This window comes from Sphingosinicellaceae bacterium (assembly GCA_019285715.1).
In the GTDB taxonomy this organism is placed as follows: Bacteria; Pseudomonadota; Alphaproteobacteria; order Sphingomonadales; family Sphingomonadaceae; genus Glacieibacterium.
This window is the reverse complement of sequence record CP079108.1, coordinates 3,050,104-3,069,271: the sequence shown is the minus strand read 5'-3', so window position 1 is coordinate 3,069,271 and position 19,168 is coordinate 3,050,104. Positions and strand designations below refer to the sequence as shown.

The following is a 19,168-nucleotide window of genomic DNA, read 5'->3' as shown; positions in this document are numbered from 1 at the left end:
GCATTCCTGGTCGTCATTTGAAAACCGTACCCACTAGTACGGTTTCAAACATGAAGCGATTGAAGTCCATCGACCTGATCCGTCCCATAGCGCCGCTTGCGGTGCTGCTCCTGTCTGGCTGCGCTTCGATCCCAAAGCTCGGTGTCGCGCCGAAGATGGCAACTCCCGCGTCGTTTGCTGCAGATCGCAGCTTCGCCGCGTTCGCATCGTCGGATTGGCCCGGATCAAACTGGTGGCAGGGCTATCGCGACCCGCAGCTCGATGGCTTAGTCGCCGAAGGCCTCCGCGGGGCGCCCGATCTCGCCGCCGCCGTGGCGCGCGTGCGCCGGGCCGATGCCTACGCCCAGGAGGCGGGCGCGGCGCGGCTGCCGACGATCGATGGCTCGGGAAGCGCCGGCGGCACCAAGCAAAGCTATAACAACGGCGTTCCCCCAGCCTTCGTGCCGAGGGGCTGGAACAACACTGGTCGGGTTGCCGTCGATCTTGGATTCGACTTGGATCTGTGGGGCAAGAACAAGGCCGCCTTTGCCGCGGCTCAGTCGGATGCCGATGCGGCGGGCCTGGATTACGCACAGGCGACGCTGACGCTCTCCACCAATATCGCCGACGCCTACGCCGACTTCGCCCAGCTTTTCGCCCAGCGCTCGGTGCAGGTCACCGCGCTGGAGATCCGCCAGCAGACTGCAGGTCTGACCCAGGACCGTGTCAACTCCGGTCTTGATACCCAGGCCGAACTGCGCCAGGCGCAGGCCGCCGTGCCCTCCGCCCGTGCCGATCTGGCGGCGACCGACGAGCAGATTGCGCTGACCCGTAACCGGATCGCTGCGCTGCTTGGCAAGGGGCCGGATCGTGGGCTCGACCTCGTACCGCCAACCGTCAGCATCGCCACGCGGGAAATACCGGCCGACGTTACCACCGACCTGATCGGCCGCCGGCCTGATATCGTCGCGGCGCGGACCAGGGTGGAGGCCGAGGCCAGCCGCATCAAGGTGGCGCGCGCCGGTTTCTACCCGGCGGTGAGCCTCAGCGCGGTATTCGGCTTTCAGTCGCTCGGGCTGTCGAACCTGCTGCTCGGCGGCTCGAGCTTCGGCAGTGCCGGCCCGGCGATCAGCCTGCCGATCTTTCACGGTGGCGAGCTGCAGGGCAAATATCGCGGCGCTCGCGCAACCTATGACGAGGCCGTGGCGAATTACGATCGCGCCGTCGCCGACGCTTACCACGCGGTCGCGGACGCGGTCGTCAGCCAGCGAGCGCTCGGCGTGCGGCTGGCGGAATCGCAGCAGTCGCTCGTCGACTCCCAGGCCGCTTATTCCGTTGCCCGGCAGCGCTACGAAGGTGGTCTGTCTAGGTTCGTCGATGTGCTGACCGCGCAGGATCGCGCGCTGCAGGCGAAGCGCGCCGTTGCCGATCTGCAGGCTCGTGCCTTCACCCTCGATATCGCTCTCGTGCGCGCGCTGGGCGGTGGTTTCGCCGCGCCCGCCGCCAACGGCGCCAACCCGACCAGCAAGGACAATCACCGTGGCTGATGCCGAATTCTCCCCTCCCGTCGCCCATGAAGTGACCCTCGAGCCGGTGGCTCGATCGGTCGCCAGTTCCCGCAAGAAAGGCCTGATCGGCATTGCCGCCGTCGTCGTGCTGGCGGGCGTCGGCTATGGCGGCTGGAGCGTGCTCGTCGGCAGCCACTACGTCGAGACCGACAATGCCTATGTCGGAGCCGACACCGCGCAGGTGACCCCGATGGTCGCGGGGCAGGTGATCGGGGTCCTGACGTCCGACACCGATATGGTGAAGCGTGGGGACGTGCTGATCCGCCTTGACGACAGCGACGCGGTTATCGCATTGGCATCCGCCGACGCCGGTTTGGCCAAGGCACGCCGGCAGTTCGGGCAGAGCGCCGCGACCAGCACCGCGCTAACGGCGCAGGTTCAGGCGCGGGCCGCGGACATTGTCAGCGCCCGCGCCCAGTTGACCGCGACCTCCGCAGCCTTCGACAAAGCGAAGGTCGATTACGACCGCCGCCAGAAGCTCGCACCCAATGGGGCGGTTTCCGGTGATGAGCTGACCTCGGCCACCAATGCGCTCGCCAACGCCCGCGCGATGGTCGAACAAGCCCGTGCCGCCGTCGCCCAGGCCAGCTCGCAGCGCGGCGCCGCATCGGGCAATCTCGCGGCCAACGATGCGCTGATCCGGGGCACCACGGTGGGCAGCGCGCCCGACGTGCTGACGGCACAGGCGCGCGTGCGACAGGCGCAACTTGATCTCGATCGTACCGTCGTCCGCGCGCCGATCGACGGGGTCGTCACCAACCGCACGATCCAGGTCGGCCAACGGATCGCGGCCGGCACCACGGTGATGCGGATCGTGCCGGTGCAGGCGGCCTATGTCGATGCGAACTTCAAGGAAGGCCAGCTGACCAAGGTCAAGCCCGGCCAGGCGGTCAAGCTGACGTCCGACCTTTATGGCAGCGATGTCGAATACAAAGGCCGTGTCGCTGGCTTCTCGGGCGGCACCGGATCGGCCTTCGCGCTGATCCCGGCCCAGAATGCGACCGGCAACTGGATCAAGGTTGTCCAGCGCCTGCCGGTGCGCGTGACGCTCGATCCGCGGCAGCTCGCCGAGCATCCGTTGCGCGTCGGACTGTCGATGAACGTCGAGATCGACACCGCGGCGCGCTGACCGGGCAGGAGAGGGCAGGCCATGGCCAGCATCGAAGATTTCAAACCGTTTACCGGTCGCAAGCTGCTCCTTGCCGGTGGGGTACTCGCACTCACCAACTTCATGGTGGTGCTCGATACGACCATCGCGAATGTCTCGGTCGCGCACATTGCGGGCTCACTCGGCATTTCGTCGACGCAAGGGACGTGGGTCATCACTTCCTACGCTGTCGCCGAGGCGATCTGTGTACCGTTGACGGGCTGGCTCGCCTCACGCTTCGGCTCGGTCAAGACGTTCCTGTTTGGCATCATCGGGTTTGGCCTCTTCTCGCTGCTGTGCGGGTTGTCGCTCAGTCTGCCGATGCTCATCGTCTGCCGGATCGGTCAGGGGCTGTGCGGCGGCCCCTTGATGCCCCTGTCCCAGACCCTGTTACTGCGGATCTTTCCCAAGGAAAAACAAGGCGCGGCAATGGGACTGTGGGCGATGACCACGCTGGTCGCGCCGATACTCGGGCCGATTCTGGGCGGCACCATCAGTGACAGCTGGTCGTGGCACTGGATCTTCTTCATCAACATCCCGGTGGCGGCACTGTGCGCCTTCGCCGCCTATCGCCTGCTCGGGTCCGCCGAGACCCGGACCGATCGACTCGGCGTCGACAAGATCGGACTCGCCTTGCTGGTGATTTGGGTCGGGGCATTGCAGATAATGCTAGATTTGGGCCGCGAACACGACTGGTTCGGCGATAATCTGATCGTCGCGCTCGCCGTCGTCGCTGTGATCGGCCTTGCCGTCTTCGTTGTCTGGGAGATGACGGAGGCGCACCCGATCGTCGATCTCAAGGTGTTCCGCCATCGCGGCTTCACGGTCTCCGTCATCTGCTTGTCGGCGGCCTTCGCAACCTTCTTTTCGGGCGCGGTCCTCATTCCGATGTGGCTGCAATCAACCATGGGCTACACCGCGACCTACGCCGGCTATGTCACCGCCTTCTCCGGCGTGGCGGCGGTGGCGTTCGCTCCGGTCGTCACCAAACTGAGCGAAAAGTCCGATCCGCGCACATTGGTTTGCTTCGGTATCCTGTGGTTGGGATTTACCTCCTACCTGCGGTTCTACTGGACCAGTGACGCCGATTTTTGGACGCTGGCATGGCCACAGATGCTGCAGGGGATCGGCATGCCGTTCTTCTTCATACCGCTCACAAATATCGCTCTGGGGGCGGTCGAACCTGAGGAGACGGCGTCCGCAGCCGGCGTCATGAGTTTTCTGCGAACCATGGGCGGCGCAATCGGCACGTCCGTGTCGACGACTTTATTGAGCAACGGCTCCGTGCTTGCCCGTAGCGAGATTGTCACCAGCCTGTCGAGCGCCCCCACAAGCGCAGCGCTGCAAGGGGCAGGCTTCTCGCTCGATCAGGCGCGAGGATTCATCGAACAGTTCGTCAGCCAGGAAAGTTCGACCGTGGCGATGGGCCATATTTCGCTGCTCGCCACGTTCATCTTCGTCTTCGCCGCGATGATAATCTGGCTCGCGCCGCGTCCGACGCGGGTCATCGAGGCCGGCGCGGCGCATTGACAATAGTGCTTCTTCGAGACCGGGAGCGAAACCGATTAACGGCAGCGATTGTCCACATGCCGACGATCATGGCGTCAGTTCGATGGTGCAGGCGCACGCTTGGTCGAATACCGAGCCGGCGTGGTCAGTTATCGTGATGGCGCACTCAGCTGGCCAGCCGCGTGCTCGTGCTCGACGAACTTGACAAGATCGGAGGATCGGAACGCAGAGGTAGGTCGCGCCACGCATGCGTCGCGGTGGTTGAGCCATCGTCAGGCAGTCGGTTGGTCGATGCCTGCTCACCCCATGCAAATTCTCAGAGTGTAGGGCCGCGGCCACGCGCTGCGCGATCCTGAGATGGCCAGCACAGGAGTGCGAAGTCGGTCGCCTGAGACAGATCACGCGGGCACGCCTAGGCTGCCTCTGTCATCGCCTCTTCGAAGGGAGGAACGATGGAGCGGCGGCGAAGCGGAGGCGGTACGTCAAAGAGCAAAACCGTATTGAGTATTGCTTCGACGCGAGCTTCCGCCAGTAGGCGTTTCTGACGGACCGCCGCGATCTGTGAGGCGAGCTGCGTCTCCGTCATCACAAGCGTCGATATCAACTCACGCTCATCCGCAATCTTCGCGCCGACGCGATCGATATTTCCGATGTACGCAGCCGCTAAAGGCGTGCCTTCTAATTGATCAGCGCGTGCTTCATACTCGTCGGCCAGCAGGAGGCCTGCTGTCGCCGCATGCCCGCTCACTCCACCGATAAGCCGACGTATTTTTTCGGCGTGGCGCCGATAATTTAACGCATCGTCACTCATCACAAACGCACCCGAGTTAAGCTTTGGTTAGTATTTCGGTTTTTAAAGCGCGTAGGGTGGTCCGGCAAGCGCCATCTCGGAGTGGCAACGTTGAGCCATCTGCAGGTTGAGTAAAGGCCAGTCTGACGAAGGTCACCAGATACTGGGTTGTCTAGCTTGGTGTGTCGCGATCCTGAGAGGCTGCCTTAAGATATTGCTAAATGCAAAAAAGCCACAGCTACAGTGGGACCGAAAATATCTTCGCCCATCACGATCTGCGAGATTGTTGAGGCCATAGACTCAAAAGCTTATCGATTGTGTTTCTCTCAAAACGGGTCATCACGAGCTGAATGGTCAGTGGTGGCTCGTCGGCTGCTGTGATCAAATGGGGCAAAAAAGCTCCGGGAAAGTCAATTCGACTTCATCCCTCAAGTCAAAACAGGCCGGCCTCACACAGAGTTCGTTGAGTAATCGCTTGACAAGAGCCGACCTGTGCGGCCCGATCCCTGGCAGCGTCTCTAATCCTGGGAATTTTGGATCGGCGAGACGGTCTGCCAAATCCCCCAGCGTATGACATATTTTGGAGGTCAGCAGAGCTTTGCGCAGGCCAGCGGGTAGGACCGAGCATTTGACCGGAAGATCGCGATTTGACGCATCTGCCGCTCGCAATTTCAAAATTGAGTAACCCGCCTTTTCTCGCCTTAACCCACGGCGAATATTGCGCAGCTGACTCGCGCCGACGCCGAGTTCTACTCGGATCGCACGATATGATAATCCAGATGCCCGCATTGAGCGAGCCTGCTCGATGTTCGAGATAATGCCTTTGGCTTGGTCTGTCTGAGGCATATGCCCGATACCATAAACAACTAAACTGACCTTATCGTAAGGTAGTATTTGAAATAGTAAACAAGATATTAAGAAGTGGTCACAAAAAGCGTTAGAGCAGCGCTTTCGTTCGACGCTTGCTCTCGCGCTGCTCCGCTTCCGAGGCCGATGGATCGGTTGTCGGCCGAAGCGTTCCAACATTCGCGTTGACGACTGTTTTGGCGACCAGTCGATTGCCACACGCGGCAATCAGCGATCGTTCGCCGGAATGCCGATGATAGGGATCCACGGCGCGAGCGGCAGCAGGACATGATCGGCAACGACGGTGGCACCGTCAGCGTGGCGGGCGAACCAAGTCTCGACGTTGGCGTCACTCGGCATTGGATTGATTATCGCAGTACCCCAAGGAAAGCTGGCCGCGGTCCACACTGGACCGCGGCCAAGTCCACTTACGCTGCGACGACAGTGGCCCCGCGACGGCGGCGCATCGTGGCCCCCGTCATGCCCATGCCGACGATCAGCAGCGCCCAGCTCGCCGGCTCGGGAACCGCGCCGCTGACGGTATCGAGCTCGAACGAGTTCTGGCTCGAGGCGAAGTTGACACTGGTAATCGGGACGCCGCCGAAGTTGAAGCTGACACGGCGATTGTTGGACGGATCGCCCTGGCTGCCGTCGGCTGGCGCGGCCGGGATTTGCAATCCGGTGTACGAGGCAACGAGCGTGCTTCCGGAGAAGAACGACACGGTGTTGTAGTCGTCGATCGAGCCCCAGTAGAAGCTCAATGCCTTCAGCGCCGGCGAGATTGCTAGCGTTGCCGAGTGACCGCCAAGCACAGTCAGGTACTGGGTGGTGTCCTGGTACGGAGCAGCAAACTGACCCGACACCGAGCCGGTCTCGAGCTGGTACGTGCCCGACAGGCCAGCGGCTGTGTTGAAGTCGGTGATCAGGTGCTGGCCGGCGGGAATGCCGCTGTCGGGACCATTCGTGGACGCGACGATGGTCATCGCACTGGCCGCTGAAACGAGACCAAATGCAGTCGCTACCCCAAGGATTATCTTAAGCATATACATACCTTCGCTTACAAGACGCTAACGTCGCGTCGGTGTAGCGGCAGCAAGTTCCATACCAAACCCTAAAATGGCGCTTTTGCGCCGTTCTTCTCTGCCAACGTTAGCAAATTGTAAATTAATCCGACACCCTTTTGAGTTGCGAAACAAATCTGGATCAGTTCTTCTTCAAGGTTGACGGTCGAGCTGAAACCCGGAACTCGACATGCGGATCAGACTCTCATAGCTCGGCCTTTACGCAAACTTGACGTTTAGCCTTTCGATCTCCGCGCAGGGCGGTTCGACGGCGGAGCGGTTTTCATACTGTCGTATCGCGTGTTGTCGCGCGCAACACGGCATCAGCAGCGAACGCTGGAGCGGCGATGGATTCGTGCGCCTCGTCTGACCGATGTCGAACACGTTCTTGCGCGACAGATCGACGATGCTGACAAGCTGGTGACGCTCTTCGACAAAGCGGACGCCTGCAGCCATTATCGTCACAGACATTTTATCATGGGAAGCGGCATTGAAGCCGCGCCGGCTTCAAACACGTCAAGGTCAGACCAAAATATCGGCGTGTTTGTGCAGGGCGGAGACAAGCGGCGTTTACCTAAGCTTATGTGTTACGATGCTAACTCGCCGCTTTTCCACAAGGAACCCGAATGCGAGCGACCCCGCGTTTGGTTAACGGTGCCGTCGTTCGCCGCTGCGTAGCGATCGCCCTCAGGGGATCGGTCACCTCTACACTGGCCATGACGGCAATCGCGCGGGCAGGCTGCATGTCCGCTCCGACGCACGAGTTGCGAAGCTTGGCTGAGCTTGCGGGTCAAAACCCGACTGCCGTGCTGACAGAAACCCAGCGGGATAAGGCGGAGCCAGGGGCCTCTCTGCGGTCTGGTTGGCGGCAGGCGGCGCGGGCCGAGGCGTACGATACGCTGTCGCGTCCTGCAGATGCGCGGCGCACCGCACTGGTTGTGATGAAGCAAGGCCCGGTCTTGGGAACCCCGCTTCAGGTCGAACTTCTCGCGCGGTACGCCATGAACGGGTTCCGCCCTGAAGAAATCGACGAGGCGCTTCCTGCCGTCAAAACTGCAATGCGGCGTCAGGTGCGCGGATCCGCTGCAGATGCGTGCCTGCAGATAACGCTTGGCGAGATGCAGCGTATGCGGGGCACGCCAGAACGCGCTGTCGTTGACCTTGCCGAGGCGTACCGGGTCACCTCCAATCCCCGCATGGCGCAGCAACATGTTCTTGCGACCGAGAAGCTTGCGCGCGTCATAGACTGGGCGGGGGACCACCTGCAGGCCATCTCGCTGATCGAAGAGGTGATCGATTGGGATTGGGCGCGTGGCCGGACGGTGGCCTTGTCGACAGATCTCTATTTTCGCGGATCGTTTAACCTTGGTCGCGGAGCCTACCAAGCGGCGCTCGCCGACTTCGAGCGGTCACATGCGCTTGCACCGGCCGGTCTTGATCCGGTGGGCTCGGCGTTTCTCGATCTTCAGACGTGCGCCACCTTGATCGAGCTGCGCGCGTTTCGCCAAGCAACATTGCTGTGCCAGCGCGCTAGCGCGATCTTCAGTCGCTACGACGTGGATGCAGCCGGGCAGACCCAGTTTCTTCTGGCGAGGATTGCCTTCGCGCAAGGCAAGCCGGGGCTGACTCTTGCGATTCTCGACCGCTTGCTGGCCAAGGCCGACGTACTCTCGTCCTTTGCCTCTGCACCCCAGGCGTACCGGTTGCGCTCCGATGCCAACCGGAGACTGGGCCGGATGCGCGACGCCTACCGTGACCTCGATGTTTATGTGCGCGGGACCGAGCAACAGAGGACATCGCAGCAAGCGCGGCAGAGTGCCGTGCTTCGTGCCAGCTTCGACGCAGATCGTACCGCCGCGCGGAACCGCGAGTTGCGCCAGCGGCTCGAGTTCTCGAACGAGCGGGAGCGAGCGCAGGCGCAGCGGTACACCGTGCTGGCGGTGTCCGCAGCGTTCGGCGCCATATTGCTGTTGGTCATCATGGCGATGGGCATCTTTCATCGCCGCAAGCTGACCCGCATCGCCTACTCCGATCCCCTCACCGGCCTGCACAATCGTCGCTTCGTGATCGAACACGAGAGCACCCTGATCCGAAGCTATGTGAAGGCAGGCGCGCCGCTTGCCATGTCGGTTATCGATATGGACCACTTCAAACGCATTAACGACACACATGGCCATAGTGCCGGCGACGAGGTTCTTGTCGCATTTGCCGGATTGATGCGCAGCACTCTCCGCACCAGCGATGTGATTGCGCGGTGGGGTGGCGAGGAGTTCCTCATCATCTTTCCGCACACTTCAGAAGACAAAGCCGTCGAATCGCTCGAGCGCTTGCGAGCTGCACTGGCCACAACAATCCCTACGGCTGCTGGGCCCGTGCCGGTCAGATTCAGCGCTGGGGTGGCATCTCTTGTCGGTAGCGAGGATCTACAAACGCTGGTCCGGAGCGCTGACAGGGCGCTTTATCGCGCGAAACGCGCTGGTCGGGATCGCATCGCGGCGGCCTCTACCCGAGCGTCGCCGCAAAGTGACAGCCACGTCGACCGCACTGCGGATCGCATTTGCCCCGCCTGCCTTCAGCCTGACGAAGTGGTCTAAATCTGCGTGGATACTGCCAGGAATGCCGTCTGTCGGTGTTCATGGTACGCCGCTTGGTGAACCGTTGGTCAGCACAAGGTTACGCTAGTTCGGCAATGTCAAGGCGATCGTCCGCGAGGCGCGGAGGATCGATCGTGCAGGGGACTTATGCGCATCTTGTACCAAGGCGGATATGCCGGTGATCGTCATTACCGCCGACACAGCGCCGGGACTGCGTGCCGTGTGTATCGAGAGTGGTGCCAACGACCTATCGCGCGTCGGGTATCGCTGCGGCGCTCACGCGACCAGCCGATGACGACGAAATTTCGCACCGGTTGCTTCGGGATCGACTGCGTGGCGCCGCGCACGGATCGCCAGTCGGTGACAAGGCATTCCGGTGCAACAGTCGGTGAGCGGCCTCACACGGTTTGGTTCGCGCGCCATTCATGCAGGCGTCTGCTGCCGCCAGTAGTTGTTAGCTGCAGCGATCGTCGCGAATTCGACCGCGATGACGTGGCTCGCCGCTATCAGGCCGTACGGATCATGTGCGTACTGGGGGCGGCCGGTTTTCAAAGTTTCCAACTCGCCCTGCATCGCATGGATCGAGTTTCTAGCGAGCATGATCGCTAAGGCTCTCCCGTCCTCAGGCGTCCTTGTTATCAAGGTGTTGTCCGGGACAAGGGGTCGTTGCGGTACTTGCGTCATCGTTGAGCTCCATCTTCGAGGGACTGACAAAGAATGTTCGCTGGTTCGTAAGTTCTTGCGATCGCCCAGAGGACCGAAGCCCTATGCAAGAGGCGGGCGCGTCTCATTGGTGCGATCAGCCGGCGGCGTGCTGGACGGCCGCCGGCACAGCCCGGAAGCCAACCCCGAGGCGGTTGTATGCATTGATCAATCCGATCGCGATGGTCAGGTCGGTCAGCTGCTGGGCATCGAAGACGCCGCGAGCCGTTTCGTAATCCGCGTCGGGAATGCCGGTGTCAGCTACGCGTGTGACGGTCTCAGCCCAGGCGACCGCGGCCTGCTCCTCGGCGCTGAACAGGGCGGCCGCCTCGCGCCAGACGGGGAGCAGCGGCAGCTTGTCGGCAGCGACGCCGCGTTTCAGCAGGTCGCGCGTGTGCGCGTCAATGCAGTAGGCGCAGCCGTTAATCAGGCTGACACGGAGGTAGACGAGATCGATAAGCCCGGCATCGAGGCCGGATTGCCGGACGTGTCGGTAGACGTGTCCCAGCGCCTTCATTCCAAGCGGGCTGGCGCCGTTGTAGTCCAGTCTGGCCGTCATTGTTTCCTCCGTGGATCTCCGAACCGTCCTCGTTAAAGGTGAAGATCGATCCAGTTCGAGATGTCTGCGATGACCTCGTCGCGACCGACGTCGTTAAGCGGGTCGTGGAAGCGTCCGGCATAAAGCTTGAGAGTCTTGTCGGCAGCGCCGGCTGCCTCGTAGAAGTGCTGGCTGCCGTTTGGCCTGGCGGCCTTGTCCTCTGTTCCGTGCAGGATCAGGAGCGGCAGGACGAGCCGGCTGAACCCCTGCCGCAGTTGCTGGTCCGCCCGCACCAGCGCAGCAAGCGTCTCGGCCGGCTGGGCCTCGTCGGCGATCAGCGGGTCGGAATTCATCGCCGCGACGATGGCGGGGTCGCGCGAGAAATCCTCGTTTTTGAGCCTGAGGACATGCGCGTGGGGCGCAACGTGGCTCACGCCCTTGATGATCGCCAACGCGAAGTCGGGGGCGGGAAGCTCGAACGCGAAGCTTTCAATGATCAGCCCTCGCAGCTCGTCCTGCCGGTCGATGGCGTAGAGCCCTGCGACCACGCCCCCCGCCGAATGACCGAGCAGGAACAGCGGCAGTCCCGGGACGTGCGCCTTGGCGAGCGCGATCAACTGAGCCACGTCTCCCGCATAGTCGGCGAACGACGTGACCGTGAAGCGCTCGCCCTCTGATCGGCCGCGACCGCGCAGGTCGATCGCAAAGACCAGCAGAGCGTCGCGGTTCAGTTGTTCGGCAACCCAGCCATAATAGCCGCTGTGGGAATTGAAGCCCGGAACGATAACGACGATGCCACGGGCGGTGCCCTCCGGCCGCCAGCTTCGGAAGGCGATCCGGATCCCGTCGGTAGTCGTGAACGCCTCTTCTTTGCGAGCGGTCACCTGGCGTCGCCCCTCGGTGGCGCGTCGGGTATCTTGAGCGGCTCGCTGCCCTGCGAGACGAACGTCACCAGAAGCCGGGCCGGGCGGTCGGCGCTGTTATTCTCGGTCAACAGGTGATGGGCGCCCGGTTGTTCGATCCAGCTTTCTCCGGTGTGATAGGTCTGCAGCCGCTCACCCTCGATCTGGCTCCGCACTTCGCCCTCAAGGACGTAGGCGTAAAGGAATGCGCTGCCGTGCCGGTGCGGAGCGGCGCGCGCGCCGGGCGGGAAAAGGACTTCGACTGCGGTGAAGCGCTTGCCCGAGCCACCAGGCAACGCGTGCGCGGCGAGGGGCGTTACTCTCTCCTCGCGCGGCGCGATCTGGCCGGCCGCTAGCAGTACGAGGACGGCCGACACACTTGCCGGCAGGGCAACCAGGGCGCGCGCCATCGCGGAGACGGGCGCGCCCGGCTCTCGACGGAAAACTGGGATTCTCATGACCGAAATCCTCGCGCCGCCATCGTCAACCGCTGTTCTGCAGAGCGGATTGAACGTGGTTGCATGCCAAGCACGCTAGGTCAGCGGAGGAGCTCGATCTTTCAAGAAAGGCGCACGACTTGCAAGAAATCCGCGCTGTGTATCAGTTTCGTTTGATGTGGCGCCAAGCGCCGGGCGGCACGCCAACGATGCGCCGAAACACGGTTGTGAAATGGCTCTGGTCGGTAAAGCCGCACTCGAGTGCGATCGCGGCGATCGGGTCCGACGTTGAAAGCAGCAGGCTCTGCGCGCGCTCGATTCGGCGCTGCATCAGCCAGCGGTGCGGGGGAGCCGCCGTCGACCGCTGGAACGCGCGCGCGAAATGCTTGACCGACAGGCCGCAGGCTGTCGCGATCTCGCTTAGCCGTATCTCTCCGTCGAGCCGTGACGCCATCAGATCCTTGGCCAGCCGCAACTGCCATGGAGCAAGTTGCCCTGGAATCGGTTTGAAAGAGCTGCGCGCGGCAAGAAAGTTAGTCGTGCAATGCGCGGCCAGCGCCCAGCCGATGTGGTCCAGAAACAAGGTTGTCGGCCGGCTGCGGCCGTCGAAGACCGCCCCCAGCGCCATCACCAGCCCAGCGATTACAGGATCGACGACGCAGATGCCGGCATTGATGATCAGGTCCCCGGATCGGCTGTCCTCCGATGCGGCGTCGAGGACGGCCCGGGGTACATAGAGGTTTGTTGCCTCGAAGCCGGTGTTAATCGAGCAGGCCCATTCTCGCCGATAATCGTATAGCGTGAAAGCGCCGAAGTTCGGGCCCTGCACATCGACTTTGCGATCGTCCAAAAACAGATCGGCCTGCAGATCGCGATGCTGGAAGCCGAGCATGATGGCGTCTTCGCGGACTGGCGTCGCAATATAACCCAGCGCTTCCCCGGCACGGACGCGGGAGAAGCTGACCACGCCGCGATCGAGCGTGCTGGCCGTGACCGTGCGCGTCTCCGGCGCCTCGAAGTACGCCATGTCGAGATTGCTTGTTGCACGCTGAGACACGAGCCGCTCCGCACGCCGCATTTAGCGTGTAGTATACGCGGTCATTGAGTCGGTGAAATTTGGTTATGAAGCAGCACCCTTCGGCGGGCCGTAAGGGGCAGCACTTCAGCGACGCCTCCCGGATCATCGTAACCCGGGCGTCTAGCCTAGACTGCCGTTCGACTGATCCAGAAGGCGAAAGCTGTCATGATCCCAGCGAGGAAGCTTTTCGATGCGTCGATGACGCTCCCGTCCTCGTTAAACAAGTTGGGCGCGTTGCCAATATAGGCCTCGGGCTGCTGCAGGATCGGCATGTCGAGAAATACCAGACATTGGCGGACCGCGTGGTTTGCGCCGAAGCCTCCCGGCGCACCCCGGGTCACGCTGACCACCGCTGCTGGTTTCTTGCTCCATACGCTGTGGCCATACGGCCGCGAGCCGATGTCGATGGCGTTCTTGAGGAGTGCCGGCATCGACCGGTTGTATTCCGGCGTAGCGAACAGCACCGCATCGAATCCCCGTATGAGGTCGCGGAAGGCGACCCACTCGACGGGCGGACTCCCGTCGAGGTCCTGGTTGTACATGGGTAACTGCGCGATCGGGACAATCTGACAGTTGAGATCTTGCGGTGCCAAGTTGATCATCGCGTCCGCGACCTTGCGTGTGATCGAACCGGTGCGGGCACTGCCGACGATCACTGCAACATTGGTCATCCGTTATGTCTCCAAGCTCGAAGGGCCATTGCACGATCATCGCAGCCGGTGCTTCACGCAACCCCATCCCAACGCTTTCGGCCCTAAAGCTCTCTGGTAGGAACGTTCGCGGCCGCCGACGCCAATCTTACGAGCTCTGGTGACTACTCATCAGCGTTCAAGTCATTCGGACGCTGTCATCTTGCAGAGGTCCACTGATCGCGAGCAGATCGCCCAGTATCTCCCGACGGACAAGCAGGTCGGCAAGGGTGTACTTGTCGAGGCACGCGAGAAACGCGCCGACCGCCTCGTCGAGGATACGCGGCAAGGTGCACGCGCTAACGATCACGCATTCTGGGCAGGGCACCAAGTTGAAGCCATCCTCGGTGTGCCGGACGACGTCGCCCAGATTGATATGGGCGGGCGTTCGCGCCAACCGAATGCCGCCACCACGACCACGACGTGTCGTGATGTAGCCCGCCTTGCCAAGATCGTGGACGATCTTGCCGAGATGGTCGCTTGAGATTGCATAGGCCCGTGCGATTTCCGGGATCGACGACGGCCGGTCTTCCTTGACCGCGACATGCATCAGCACGCGCAACGCATAGTCGGTGTAACGGCTCAGACGCATGCGGCTGTCTAGCTTCGCATATTAAAGGTGTAAAGCCGTTGCATCTTTTGATTCGGTCGAATAGATGTATTTGTAGTACAGCTATGGAGATGAGTCGTGGAGACCACCCTAGATGAGGCGACGCTGCCCCCGCTGTTGGAGGCATTTTACAGGCGTGTTCGACAGGATGCCGACCTCGGTCCGATTTTCGCCGGCGCAGTCGACGACTGGCCCTCGCATCTAATGCGACTGGCTGACTTCTGGTCGTCGGTCATGCTCACCACGGGGCGGTACAAGGGCAACCCGATGGCCCAGCACATCAAGCACGCGGACAGTCTGACCAGGCCGCTGTTCGAACGGTGGCTCGCGTTGTGGCAGGAGACAACCGACGCGATGCTCCCGGCCGCCGTAGCGACAACGATGCAGGCCAAGGCGAACCGGATTTCGGAGAGCCTGCAACTGGCGCTCAAGCTTCGGACGCCGGAAGGCATCGCCGACTTGCTCGGGCCGCGGCGAAAGACGCCAGCGCCGCCAGCGGTCGGACAGCCCTATCGTTCGACGCCAGTCTTCGACACCGCCAGCCTGCCTAAGGGCCTGCAGCGCGCCCATTTGACCAAGGCAGGTGTGTGGGGGGTAATCCGTGTCGTCGAAGGCACCGTCCGCTACTGTCTCGAGGACAGCGACCTGACCGAGATCCTGACGCCCGGCGTGCCGGGATATATCAGCCCGCAACAACTGCATCGCGTCGAACCCGTCGGCGCGATGCGGATGCAGGTCGATTTCTACGACCACGATCCCCGACCCGTCTGAACCAGCCTGAGCTGAAGGAGAACAAAGATGAAAAATCCGCTTTCTGCGGACGTGATCGCGCGCGTCAAGGCGACCGTTCCGGCGCTCACCGCGCACGGCGATGAAATCACCGCTGCGATGTACGCACGCCTGTTCGAGGATGAGCACATCGCCGCGCTGTTCAACCTCGCGAACCAGGGCAAAGGCGGCGCACAGGCCCATGCTCTCGCCGGGGCGGTGCTGGGCTACGCCCGGAACATCGATAACCTCGGTGCCCTCGGCCCGGTGGTCGAGCGGATCGCGCAGAAACACATCGGCTTCCACATCCTGCCGGAGCACTATCCCTATGTTGCGAAAGCGCTGCTTGCGGCAATCGCCGACGTTCTTGGCGCGGTGGCTACGCCCGACATACTCGCGGCGTGGGGCGAGGCATTCTGGGTGCTCGCCGACATTCTCAAGGACCGCGAAAGCCGCCTCCGCCGTGCAATGGAGGCAACCGACGGGGGCTGGACCGGGTGGCGGCGGTTTCGGATCAGCGACCGAATCCGCGAGAGCGATCAGGTCACCACCTTCGTGCTACATCCCTCGGACGGCAAGGCGGTAATCACGCACAAGCCGGGCCAATATCTTACGCTGCGCTTTGCCATGCCGGGCAATGCCTGTACCAAGCGCAACTACTCGATCTCGTGCGCACCAAACGGCTCCTGTTACCGGATTTCCATCAAGCGCGAGGACAACGGCCGAGGCGGTTCGCTCGACCTTCACCAGCATGCCAACATCGGTTTTGAGTTCGAGACGACACCGCCGGCGGGAGACTTTTTCCTTGCCGATCAGCCGCCGCGGTCAGTCGTGCTGTTGTCAGGCGGTGTCGGCCTGACGCCAATGGTGAGCATGGCGGAAACGATTGCGACGCGGCACAAGGGCCTGGAATGCTATTACGTTCATGGCACGATGAATAGCGCAACGCATGCTATGGCGGAGCGTGTCCGGACCCTGGCTTCGGAGCACGCTGCGATGAAGGTGATAACTTTCTACAGCGATCCGGTTGCAGGCGATGAGATCGGTCGGACGCACGACGTGACAGGCATGCCGTCGATAGACTGGCTGCAGAATAACGTCCCACTCGACGACGCGGACATCTACCTATGCGGTCCAAAGCTCTTTCTACGAGCATTCGTCGGCGGTCTGTCGCGCGCCGGCATTCATGCGGACCGCGTCCATTACGAGTTCTTTGGTCCGGCCGACGAGTTGCTGGCCGCCTGACCAAACAACTTGGTCCATGGTAAAGCAGAGGCACGCTCGGCAAGAGGCCCCGCGTGCCGGTGCCGATCAGCTGGGGCTTAGTCGATGGCAAGTCGCAGACCCGGCTGCCGTGGAACAGCTGGAAGAAGCCTAACACCTATGATGAGCCCGCGATCCGGTTCCATGAGGTGCTCCACACCGACGGCACTCCCTACCGGCAGGCCGAGTTCGATGGTCGTCGCTGCTGCGAAGGTCCCGGGCTGAGCCTCTCGGTTACCGATGGCAAACCTGGCATAAGACGGCGCACTGGTCTGACAGGCATGACGAAATGCGGTCGGCCAGCCGGCGGATCGGAAGCATAGTCAAGGAATACAGTTCATCGATTGTCGCGAACGCCTAATTTGGACCAACTCCAGCCGCTCGGCCGGACCTAATTAATCTCTCCGGCTGCCGCTCCATCCGCAAACGAGGAGACATATCATGTCGCACAGCATCTCGACCATCATGAGCCGGAACCTCCAGGAGGTTTTCGGCGAGGACGATCCTCGGCGTCGCCGCGTCGCGATCGAGGATCTTTGGGCCGAGGACGGCGCGTTCTATGCCCCCGACGGAGTTCATCGCGGCCACGACGCGATCGAGCGAAATGCCGGCATGGTCCGCGCGACGCATCCCGAGTTCCGCTACACTGAGCTCGGCGTCCCGGAAGAGGTGCACGACACCGCGGGGCGCGTGCGCTGGGCGTCGGGAAAGCCGGGCGACCCACCCGCCTATGCGGGTACCGACTTCGTAATCGTCCGCGACGGCAAGATCACCGCACTCTACATGTTCTTCGATCAGCCCGTTGCGTGATGTAGACCGACACCAGCTCCTGCTCGCTCAGCAGACAGAAGCGGAAGTGCAGGTTTGGGCTGGCGGGATCTGGACTTGAACAAACATCCGGTTCCGGGAAGGCAGAAGGCGAGCATTAATGTCTGAAAAGGGGTCTGGCTGACTTGAACGTGCCGGTTGGCAGCCGCACCTAGCGCGGATGATGTGAAACGATGTTCCTATTTGGTGATAGCTGACACCTAATCGCCGTGACCAAAAGGAAGTCGGAACACACGCCCAATGGGCCAACATGTCCTCTCAAGAGTCAGCTTAGCATTTACGGCCGCTCCCTCCACGTGGACGTGGCAAGGCTGCTCCAGTTCGCCGCTTGCGTAACACGGTATATGGCTTTGAGATGCTTTTTCAACGCCTCCTCGGTTACACCGAATTCGTCGGAACAGGCGCCGCGCGAGCCGCCCAGCATGGCGTAGAGCGCTATCTCGCGTTGGAGCGGGCTGAGCGTCAGAGCAAGTATGCTCTCGACAGTGATAACCTCGACCGCTCGCTCGAAAGCGATATCGACGGAGATGACATCGGCATCGCCGGCTCCGATCGCAGATAGCCGCGTCGCGGTTGCAGCGAGCCGCCCCCCAACTACCCCAAAGTGCAGATTTGCTGGTGTGGCATCGGTCAGCATGAGCGCAAGTTGCATGACGAAGGTCGGCGCGCGCGACGTGGAACCGACGATCGTCTTGTCATAGAGCATCATCTGACACCGCGAGAACAGCGAGCGTGCCGATTGTGAAATCGCGAGCAGCTTTCTCCCAGACTTATCGGCCAACAAAGAACCTCGCGCTTGAGGCTCCGGCTGCCATTGCGGACTGGTTTTCTGAACCTCGATCGCGCGCCGCATCAGCGACTGAAGCGTCCGTAAGGGCGGTATATAGGATCGATCAAATGGCCGCTCGACCGAATTGTAGAGCAGCATCGTTGCTCGAGGCACGCCGTCGATGTCCACTCGGCAATCGAACGTCCAGTGATGCCCGCTCGGCTGGATCAAAAGTTTGAAGTTTGCACTTTCAAAGTATTCGGGCGGTAAATCAAGTGCTGTGCCAATCGTCGTCGGTGATTTCAAAAGCCACTCGTTGATCCGATTACCCCCCGGTGGCGCGAAGAGTTCGTCGAAACGCATGATGAACAGCTCTTTTATCTCGTCAGGCGCGAGGTCGTGGCAGAAGCCAAGGATCGACCCTTGTTCATCATGCCAGAACAGCGCTGCTGCATCGGCTCCGGTTAGCCGACGTGTCGCGTCGCACAGTGGCGATGCAATTGCTTCGAGGCCGACACCGCACTGACATAGCAGTCGGATCTCCTCGAGTATCCGCTGGCGTGCTGAGAGGTTCATGATCTGCGCTTCCCGAGGTTTGCGTACAATACTCCCCCCGGGGGGAGTATTCATGGCCAATCGAGCCCCTAAGCTCCGTCGTGGACCGAGTTATAAGCAGTCATCTGGCTTTCTCTAACAGCAATAATGGCACCATGCCTTGCACGGTTGATTCACTGTTAAATTGGGGACTTAAGATGCGACTCGAGCTTCTTGCAACGGTAGCCGTGACTCTCATGGCAGGTTCGGCAAGCACGGCCAGCGCTAGCATCCCGGTCGCGGGAGATCCGGTGCGCTATTGGCAGGACGTTATGATCAACAGCATCGCCTTGCCGCCGGATGTCGCCGGACATCCCTATGCCATGGTCGATGTCGCAATGTTTGACGCAGTGAATCAAACATCCGGGAAGCGCTATCACGGTTATCTCGGCGGTCTGGCGACCGGTGGGGGGGATACGCGCGCGGCGGCGCCGCAGGCCGCGCACGACGTCTTGATGCAGGTCAATCCAAGCGGCAGCGCTGGCTATGACGCTGC

Annotated in this window: 18 protein-coding genes and 1 pseudogene; 8 read left to right on the top strand and 11 right to left on the bottom strand. The window is 61.8% G+C overall.

The features are described from left to right. The first annotated feature begins 50 nt into the window (after positions 1 to 50). The 3 genes from KX816_14055 to KX816_14045 are packed head-to-tail and all read left to right on the top strand — an operon-like array spanning position 51 to position 4,224. Positions 51 to 1,526, top strand: coding sequence for an efflux transporter outer membrane subunit (locus KX816_14055; GenBank protein ID QXQ08584.1), 1,476 nt, complete (start codon positions 51 to 53; stop codon positions 1,524 to 1,526). Continuing rightward, positions 1,519 to 2,676: an HlyD family efflux transporter periplasmic adaptor subunit gene (locus KX816_14050; GenBank protein QXQ05364.1), complete on the top strand. Its 1,158-nt coding sequence runs from the start codon at positions 1,519 to 1,521 to the stop codon at positions 2,674 to 2,676. Before KX816_14055 ends, KX816_14050 begins: the two co-directional genes overlap by 8 nt. 21 nt (positions 2,677 to 2,697) lie before the next feature. Beyond that, positions 2,698 to 4,224 (top strand): DHA2 family efflux MFS transporter permease subunit, encoded by a 1,527-nt coding sequence (locus KX816_14045; GenBank protein ID QXQ05363.1) that lies wholly within the window; start codon positions 2,698 to 2,700, stop codon positions 4,222 to 4,224. Positions 4,225 to 4,615: 391 nt separating this feature from the next. Here the strand turns inward: KX816_14045 and KX816_14040 are convergent, their stop codons facing one another. The 3 genes from KX816_14040 to KX816_14030 form a co-directional block, all read right to left on the bottom strand. Next, entirely contained in the window at positions 4,616 to 5,014 is a 399-nt protein-coding gene (locus tag KX816_14040; GenBank protein ID QXQ05362.1) for a hypothetical protein, read from the bottom strand. 1,253 nt (positions 5,015 to 6,267) lie between these two features. Further along, positions 6,268 to 6,822, bottom strand: coding sequence for a PEPxxWA-CTERM sorting domain-containing protein (locus KX816_14035; GenBank protein ID QXQ05361.1), 555 nt, complete (start codon positions 6,820 to 6,822; stop codon positions 6,268 to 6,270). 297 nt (positions 6,823 to 7,119) lie between these two features. Further along, on the bottom strand, positions 7,120 to 7,371 hold the full coding sequence (locus tag KX816_14030) for a hypothetical protein (protein QXQ05360.1): 252 nt from the start codon (positions 7,369 to 7,371) through the stop codon (positions 7,120 to 7,122). Positions 7,372 to 7,616: 245 nt separating this feature from the next. Here KX816_14030 and KX816_14025 point away from each other — a divergent pair, with 245 nt between their 5' ends. Then, the gene (locus tag KX816_14025; GenBank protein QXQ05359.1) at positions 7,617 to 9,494 is read left to right on the top strand and encodes a GGDEF domain-containing protein; all 1,878 of its coding nucleotides are present in this window, start codon (positions 7,617 to 7,619) and stop codon (positions 9,492 to 9,494) included. Positions 9,495 to 9,917: 423 nt separating this feature from the next. Here the strand turns inward: KX816_14025 and KX816_14020 are convergent, their stop codons facing one another. The 7 genes from KX816_14020 to KX816_13990 form a co-directional block, all read right to left on the bottom strand. Further along, a complete protein-coding gene (locus KX816_14020; protein ID QXQ05358.1) occupies positions 9,918 to 10,178 on the bottom strand; it encodes a hexameric tyrosine-coordinated heme protein in 261 nt (86 codons plus the stop codon). Between the two features lie 115 nt (positions 10,179 to 10,293). Then, complete coding sequence (locus KX816_14015) at positions 10,294 to 10,755, bottom strand: carboxymuconolactone decarboxylase family protein (GenBank protein QXQ05357.1); 462 nt, start codon at positions 10,753 to 10,755, stop codon at positions 10,294 to 10,296. Positions 10,756 to 10,787: 32 nt separating this feature from the next. Continuing rightward, positions 10,788 to 11,618 (bottom strand): lysophospholipase, encoded by an 831-nt coding sequence (locus KX816_14010; GenBank protein ID QXQ05356.1) that lies wholly within the window; start codon positions 11,616 to 11,618, stop codon positions 10,788 to 10,790. Then, positions 11,615 to 12,094, bottom strand: coding sequence for a cupin domain-containing protein (locus KX816_14005; GenBank protein ID QXQ05355.1), 480 nt, complete (start codon positions 12,092 to 12,094; stop codon positions 11,615 to 11,617). The genes KX816_14010 and KX816_14005 overlap by 4 nt, the downstream gene beginning before the upstream one ends. Before the next feature lie 142 nt (positions 12,095 to 12,236). Next, positions 12,237 to 13,100 carry an AraC family transcriptional regulator gene (locus KX816_14000; GenBank protein ID QXQ05354.1) on the bottom strand — a complete coding sequence of 288 codons (864 nt, stop codon included), beginning with the start codon at positions 13,098 to 13,100 and terminating at the stop codon, positions 12,237 to 12,239. Positions 13,101 to 13,276: 176 nt separating this feature from the next. Continuing rightward, entirely contained in the window at positions 13,277 to 13,822 is a 546-nt protein-coding gene (locus KX816_13995; protein ID QXQ05353.1) for an NAD(P)H-dependent oxidoreductase, read from the bottom strand. A gap of 157 nt (positions 13,823 to 13,979) precedes the next feature. Beyond that, positions 13,980 to 14,432 (bottom strand): Rrf2 family transcriptional regulator, encoded by a 453-nt coding sequence (locus KX816_13990; protein QXQ05352.1) that lies wholly within the window; start codon positions 14,430 to 14,432, stop codon positions 13,980 to 13,982. 399 nt (positions 14,433 to 14,831) lie between these two features. Here KX816_13990 and KX816_13985 point away from each other — a divergent pair, with 399 nt between their 5' ends. The 4 genes and pseudogenes from KX816_13985 (at position 14,832) to KX816_13970 (ending at position 17,291) form a co-directional block, all read left to right on the top strand. Next, on the top strand, positions 14,832 to 15,221 hold the full coding sequence (locus KX816_13985; protein QXQ08583.1) for a DUF1971 domain-containing protein: 390 nt from the start codon (positions 14,832 to 14,834) through the stop codon (positions 15,219 to 15,221). Between the two features lie 27 nt (positions 15,222 to 15,248). Beyond that, positions 15,249 to 16,463, top strand: a complete 1,215-nt coding sequence (gene hmpA, locus KX816_13980; GenBank protein QXQ05351.1) for an NO-inducible flavohemoprotein — start codon at positions 15,249 to 15,251, stop codon at positions 16,461 to 16,463. Positions 16,464 to 16,498: 35 nt separating this feature from the next. Beyond that, positions 16,499 to 16,675 (top strand): annotated as a pseudogene (locus KX816_13975) (1,4-beta-xylanase). Positions 16,676 to 16,922: 247 nt separating this feature from the next. Beyond that, a complete protein-coding gene (locus KX816_13970; protein QXQ05350.1) occupies positions 16,923 to 17,291 on the top strand; it encodes a nuclear transport factor 2 family protein in 369 nt (122 codons plus the stop codon). 295 nt (positions 17,292 to 17,586) lie between these two features. On the opposite strand, the gene KX816_13965 is transcribed toward KX816_13970, so the two are convergent. Continuing rightward, the gene (locus tag KX816_13965; protein ID QXQ05349.1) at positions 17,587 to 18,654 is read right to left on the bottom strand and encodes a hypothetical protein; all 1,068 of its coding nucleotides are present in this window, start codon (positions 18,652 to 18,654) and stop codon (positions 17,587 to 17,589) included. Between the last annotated feature and the right edge of the window lie 514 nt (positions 18,655 to 19,168).

Excerpts from the sequence above, each read along its gene's own strand:
- KX816_14020 (QXQ05358.1), bottom strand. The coding sequence starts at position 10,178 with ATGACGCAAGTACCGCAACGACCCCTTGTCCCGGACAACACCTTGATA.
- KX816_14015 (QXQ05357.1), bottom strand. The coding sequence starts at position 10,755 with ATGACGGCCAGACTGGACTACAACGGCGCCAGCCCGCTTGGAATGAAG.
- KX816_14005 (QXQ05355.1), bottom strand. The coding sequence starts at position 12,094 with ATGAGAATCCCAGTTTTCCGTCGAGAGCCGGGCGCGCCCGTCTCCGCG.
- KX816_13970 (QXQ05350.1), top strand. The coding sequence starts at position 16,923 with ATGTCGCACAGCATCTCGACCATCATGAGCCGGAACCTCCAGGAGGTT.
- KX816_14030 (QXQ05360.1), bottom strand. The coding sequence starts at position 7,371 with ATGTCTGTGACGATAATGGCTGCAGGCGTCCGCTTTGTCGAAGAGCGT.
- KX816_14035 (QXQ05361.1), bottom strand. The coding sequence starts at position 6,822 with ATGACCATCGTCGCGTCCACGAATGGTCCCGACAGCGGCATTCCCGCC.
- KX816_13985 (QXQ08583.1), top strand. The coding sequence starts at position 14,832 with ATGCAGGCCAAGGCGAACCGGATTTCGGAGAGCCTGCAACTGGCGCTC.
- hmpA (QXQ05351.1), top strand. The coding sequence starts at position 15,249 with ATGAAAAATCCGCTTTCTGCGGACGTGATCGCGCGCGTCAAGGCGACC.
- KX816_14055 (QXQ08584.1), top strand. The coding sequence starts at position 51 with ATGAAGCGATTGAAGTCCATCGACCTGATCCGTCCCATAGCGCCGCTT.
- KX816_14000 (QXQ05354.1), bottom strand. The coding sequence starts at position 13,100 with ATGGCGTACTTCGAGGCGCCGGAGACGCGCACGGTCACGGCCAGCACG.
- KX816_13965 (QXQ05349.1), bottom strand. The coding sequence starts at position 18,654 with ATGAACCTCTCAGCACGCCAGCGGATACTCGAGGAGATCCGACTGCTA.
- KX816_14025 (QXQ05359.1), top strand. The coding sequence starts at position 7,617 with ATGACGGCAATCGCGCGGGCAGGCTGCATGTCCGCTCCGACGCACGAG.
- KX816_13990 (QXQ05352.1), bottom strand. The coding sequence starts at position 14,432 with ATGCGTCTGAGCCGTTACACCGACTATGCGTTGCGCGTGCTGATGCAT.
- KX816_14040 (QXQ05362.1), bottom strand. The coding sequence starts at position 5,014 with ATGAGTGACGATGCGTTAAATTATCGGCGCCACGCCGAAAAAATACGT.
- KX816_14045 (QXQ05363.1), top strand. The coding sequence starts at position 2,698 with ATGGCCAGCATCGAAGATTTCAAACCGTTTACCGGTCGCAAGCTGCTC.
- KX816_13995 (QXQ05353.1), bottom strand. The coding sequence starts at position 13,822 with ATGACCAATGTTGCAGTGATCGTCGGCAGTGCCCGCACCGGTTCGATC.